Genomic DNA, 3,534 nt, shown 5'->3' with positions numbered 1-3,534 from the left:
CGCGCGCCTGCTCGGCGGCGACGCGCGCGGCGATCGTCTCAGGGTCGGGCGCGGCCTTGTCACGCAGCTTGGCCAGCGCCTTGGCCTTGGCGTCACGCGCGGCGGCGGCGCGCTCGTTGAAGTCGGGGGACTTGAAACCTGCCATGGATGCCGGGGCGCCGTTTTCGTGTTCGAGGACGATGGTGGACGCACTTGGGCTCGAACCAAGGACCCGCTGATTAAGAGTCAGCTGCTCTACCAACTGAGCTATGCGTCCATGATCGACGGGCGAGCGCCCCCGATCAGAGGCGCGCCACTAGCCAGCACGGCAGCGCGATGCAAGCCTTTCAGCGCGGCGCACGCGCATTGGCGCGGTCGATCGAGAGCAGGATGCCCAGGCACAGCAGCACCGTCATCTGCGCCGAGCCGCCGAAGCTGACCAGCGGCAACGGGATGCCGACCACCGGCGCCAGGCCCATGACCATGGCGAGGTTGATCGCGACGTAGAGGAAGATCGTCGTCGCCAGCCCCGCCGCCGTCAGCCGCGCGAAGCGGCTGCGCGCGCGCTGGCCGACGCCCACGCCCCAGCGGATCAGCAGGAAGAAGGCGAGGATCAGCAGGCAGCCGCCGAGCAGGCCCCATTCCTCCGCCATCGTCGCGAACACGAAGTCGGTCTGCTTCTCGGGCAGATATTCCAGCGCCGACTGGGTGCCGTGAAGGAAGCCCTTGCCCAACAGCCCGCCCGAGCCGATCGCGATCTTGGACTGGCTGATATGATAGCCGGTGCCCAGCGGATCGCTTTCGGGATCGAGGAAGATCAGGATGCGGTTGCGCTGATAATCGTGCAGCACGAACCGGAAGGCCAGCGGGCCGGCGATGCCGACGAACAGCGCGCCGCCCGCGAACAGCCGCAGCGGGATGCCCGCCAGGAACATGACGGTGACGCCGCCCGCCCCGATCATGATCGCGGTGCCGAGGTCCGGCTGGAGCATCACCAAAGCGGCGGGCACGGCGACGAGGACGACGGCCGGCCACAGCCCCGCCCAGGTCCGCGTCTCGCGCGGGGGCAGGCGATCATAGAAGACGGCGACGGCGAGCACGATCGCGGGCTTCATCAGCTCGGACGGCTGAAGGCGGATGATGCCGAGATCGAGCCAGCGCTGCGATCCGCCGGAGATGTGGCCCAGCGCCTCCACGCCGACGAGCGCGATCACCAGTAGCGCGTAGACCGGGATCGCGGCGGCGCGCCACCAGCCCTCCGGCACGCGGCTGGCGACCAGCGCGGCGGCGACGAACACGGCGAAGCGCACGCCCTGGGGGAAGGCCCACGGCCTGATCGACCCGCCGGCGGCGGAGAAGAGCACCACCAGCCCGAAGCCGCCGATCGCGACCACCAGCCCGATGACGCCCCAGGGCAGCTCCGCAAGCGGGCGCGGGACGACGCCGCCGGCCCTCATTCCTTGGGTGCCTCGGTGGTGCCGTCCTCGGCGACGGTGTTGCCCTGCGGCCCGGCGGTGGCGAGGCTCTCTTGTGTCGTGGACGCGGCGTCGGTCGCCTGTTCGACGGCGGGCGCGGTGGAGGGCACGTCGGTGTCGTTCTTGGTGGCGACCGCCGCCGGCGGCGGCTGGCGCGCGGCGCGATAGGCGTCCGCCTCCGCCGCCATGCGCGTCGCGATGTCGCCGCCCCAGCTCGGCTCGTTGGCGGCGAGCGACTTCAGCGCGCGGTCCTGGTCGAGCAGATAGGTCATGATGTCGCGCCCGATCATCGGCGTGTCGAGGTTGCGCGTGACGTGGCCGCCATGCTCGATCACCACGGCGGCGGCGTAGCGCGGCCGGTCCGCCGGCGCGAAGCAGACGAACAGCGCGTGATCGCGCAGCTTGAACGGCAGCGCCTCGTTGCGCAGCACGCCGCGCGCGCGCTCGGCCATGGTGATGCGCCGCACCTGCGCGGTGCCGGTCTTCGCCGCGATCGCGACGCCGGGAATCTCCAGCCGCGCGGCGCCGCCCGTGCCGCCGCCGTTGACCACGCCCCACATCGCCTCGCGCACCAGCTGAAGGTGCTCGGGCGCGAAGGGCAGGTCGGGCACATCGGGGCGGACGTGCCCGGCCAGCAGCGCCGGCACCAGCGCGCGGCCCGAGGCCAGGCGGGCGGCCATGACCGCGAGCTGAAGCGGGTTGGCGAGCACATAGCCCTGCCCGATCGCGGCGTTGATCCCGTCCGCCACCGTCAGGTTCGACTTGTAGCGGCGGCGCTTCCAGGCGCTGTCGGGGACGGTGCCATAACGCTGCGTCGCGAGCGGCAGGTCGAAGCGCTGGCCCAGCCCCATCGCGCGCGCGATCGGCGCGATCCGGTCATAGCCCAGTCGCCGCACCATCTCGAAGAAATAGATGTCGCAGCTCTGGACGATGGCGTTGCGCATGTCGATCGGGCCGTGGCCGTGGCGGACGTGGCAGTGGAAGCGGCCGGTGCCGACGCGCAGCTCGCCCGTGCAGTTGACGCGGGCATGCGGATCGACCCCGGCGGCCTGGAGCGCCAGCGCGTGCATCGGCTTCACCGTGGAGCCGGGCGGGTACAGCCCCTGCGTCACCTTGTTCATCAGCGGCACGTGATCGTCCTGCGACAGCATGTCCCATTCGAGGTGGCTGATCCCGGCGGAGAAGCTGTTGGGATCATAAGCGGGCATCGACGCGAGCGCGAGGATGCCGCCGTCGCGACAATCGATCACCACCGCCGAGCCCGAATTGGTGCCGAGCCGGCGCGCGACGAACTCCTGCAACCCGGCGTCGATCGTCAGCCGCTGCGTCGCGCCCGGCAGGTCGGGGCGCGTCGCCAGCTCCGCCACCAGCTTGCCGCGCGCGGTGACCTCGACCCGCTTGGCGCCCGCCTTGCCGCGCAGCTGGTGCTCCAGCATCTTTTCCAGCCCGTCCTTGCCGAGCTTGAACCCGGGGGTGACGAGCAGCGGGTCGTGTTCCGCCTTATATTGTTCGGCGTTGGCGGCACCGACATAGCCGGTCAGATGCGCCACCGCCGCGCCCGCCGGATAGGCGCGCGAGAAGCCGCGCGAGGGCGCGATGCCGGGCAGCTCGGGCTGGCGCAGCGACACCGCCGCGAACCGTTCCCAGCCGACATTCTCGGCGACCTGCACCGGCTGGAACCCCGCCGCCGCGTGCACGTCCAGGCGGACGCGCTCCACCTCCTCGGGCGGCAGGCCCAGCAGGTCGGCGACGAGGCGCAGCTCGCGCTCCAGGTCCTCCAGCCGCTCGGGGACGAGGTCGACGCGGAACACGGTGCGGTTGTTGGCGAGCGGGACGCCGTGGCGATCGACGATCCAGCCGCGCCGGGGCGGCACGGGCGTGGTGTTGACCCGGTTGCTCTCCGACAGCGTCCGGTAATGCGCGTTCTGCGCGATCGCGAGCCAGCCCATGCGGGTCGCGAGCGCCAGCCCGACCGCGCCCTGGCCGACGCCCAGCAGCCAGGCGCGGCGCGAAAAGGTATAACCCTGCTGCGCCTCCGTGAGCGGCGGCCCGTTCACGCGCGGCCCCGGCGCGCGTCGAT

3 protein-coding genes and 1 tRNA gene are annotated in these 3,534 nt (G+C 71.7%); all 4 read right to left on the bottom strand.

Features of this window, described 5'->3' with window-relative positions; all coding sequences use genetic code 11:
- Positions 1 to 145, bottom strand: a 145-nt coding sequence (locus HUU95_RS14795) for a DUF6481 family protein (RefSeq protein WP_368039813.1), incomplete at its 3' end; no start/stop codon positions are given.
- A 35-nt stretch (positions 146 to 180) separates the two neighbouring features.
- Positions 181 to 256: transfer RNA gene (locus HUU95_RS11165), tRNA-Lys, on the bottom strand.
- 70 nt (positions 257 to 326) lie between these two features.
- Positions 327 to 1,436 (bottom strand): rod shape-determining protein RodA, encoded by a 1,110-nt coding sequence (gene rodA, locus HUU95_RS11160; protein WP_174280181.1) that lies wholly within the window; start codon positions 1,434 to 1,436, stop codon positions 327 to 329.
- Positions 1,433 to 3,511 carry a penicillin-binding protein 2 gene (gene mrdA, locus HUU95_RS11155; RefSeq protein WP_174280180.1) on the bottom strand — a complete coding sequence of 693 codons (2,079 nt, stop codon included), beginning with the start codon at positions 3,509 to 3,511 and terminating at the stop codon, positions 1,433 to 1,435. Before mrdA ends, rodA begins: the two co-directional genes overlap by 4 nt.
- Positions 3,512 to 3,534: the final 23 nt, after the last annotated feature.

The sequence above is a fragment of the Sphingomonas bacterium genome (assembly GCF_903643065.1).
GTDB lineage: Bacteria > Pseudomonadota > Alphaproteobacteria > Sphingomonadales > Sphingomonadaceae > Sphingomonas.
Note: the sequence above shows the minus strand (reverse complement) of the source record. Positions and strands in the feature narration are given on the sequence as shown.